A 1078-nucleotide genomic window follows, 5' to 3' on the forward strand; every position below is an offset into this window, starting at 1 on the left:
GAGCGGTGCCGCCCCCGCCTGCTCCTCCGGCACCGCTCGCGCCAGAGGCCTCCGACCACGACGGCGAGACGCGCGCCGGGGCCCTGGACCCGACGCCGTTCGAGCGCAGGCCCTCCGGGATCCCCGGCCAGCCGCAGGCGCCGGCTGTGACCTCGCGCCCGGTCGCGCGGCTGGTCATCTCCAACGGCGAGACCGTCGACGTGGACCGCGCGGTCCTGGTCGGCCGCGCACCCGAGGCCCGGCGGTTCACCTCGACCGAGCAGCCGCGCCTGGTCACCGTGCCGAGCCCCCAGCAGGAGATCTCCTCGACCCACCTCGAGGTGCGCCCCGGCTCGGGCGCCGACCACGGGCTGGCGGTCGTCACCGACCTCGGCTCGACGAACGGCACCGTGCTCGTCCAGCCGGGCCTCGGCCCCGAGGACCTCCAGCCGGGCGTCGCCGTCCAGCTCATCCCCGGCGCGGTCATCGACCTGGGTGACGGGGTCACCATCCAGGTCGCCAGGCCCTGATGGCCACCCCGGCCGCCCCTGCCGCCGCGACGACGTACCCCGCAGCGGAGCTGGACCGGCGCTTCTACGCCTTCACCGTCGACCGCCTCGTCGCGTGGGGCGCGTACGCCGTCGCGGCGCTCGCCGCGTGGTGGTTCCTGCTCGACCGCGGCCGCACCGGTGCCGGCATCGGCGTCATCGTCGGCACCGTCCTGCTCGTGTCGCTCGTCTTCTCCCTGCTGCTCGGGCTGCGCGGCACCTCGCCGGGCCGCGCGCTGCTCGGCCTGCGCGTGGTGCACGAGACGACCGGCGCCCCCATCGGCGTCCCCGCCGCGCTCCTGCGCTCGCTCGTCCTGGGGGTGGCGGCGCTGCCGACGTTCGGCTTCGGGCTCGGCATGCTCGCCTGGACCGCCGTGATGGACCGCAGCGGCCGTCGCCGCGGCGCCCACGACCGGCTCACGCACGCGGTCGTGGTCGACGTCCGTCCCGCGCCGGTCGTCGTGGAGGAGGTCGCGGCCGCGCCGCGGCAGGTCGTCAACCTCACCGCGATGCGGCTCGTCCCCACCCCTCCCGCCGCGGTCACGCCGCCG

The 1078-nt window shown here is 77.1% G+C and carries 2 protein-coding genes; both read left to right on the plus strand.

Going from position 1 to position 1078, the window contains the following annotated elements; translation table 11 throughout:
* Nucleotides 1-509: FHA domain-containing protein (locus G6553_RS20565; protein ID WP_207620090.1), on the plus strand; the 509-nt coding region annotated here is incomplete at its 5' end.
* A partial coding sequence (locus G6553_RS20570; RefSeq protein ID WP_166196997.1) for an RDD family protein occupies nucleotides 509-1078 on the plus strand: 570 nt, incomplete at its 3' end. The genes G6553_RS20565 and G6553_RS20570, both read left to right, overlap by 1 nt.

The sequence above is a fragment of the Nocardioides sp. IC4_145 genome, assembly GCF_011250565.1.
Classification (GTDB): Bacteria; Actinomycetota; Actinomycetes; order Propionibacteriales; family Nocardioidaceae; genus Nocardioides.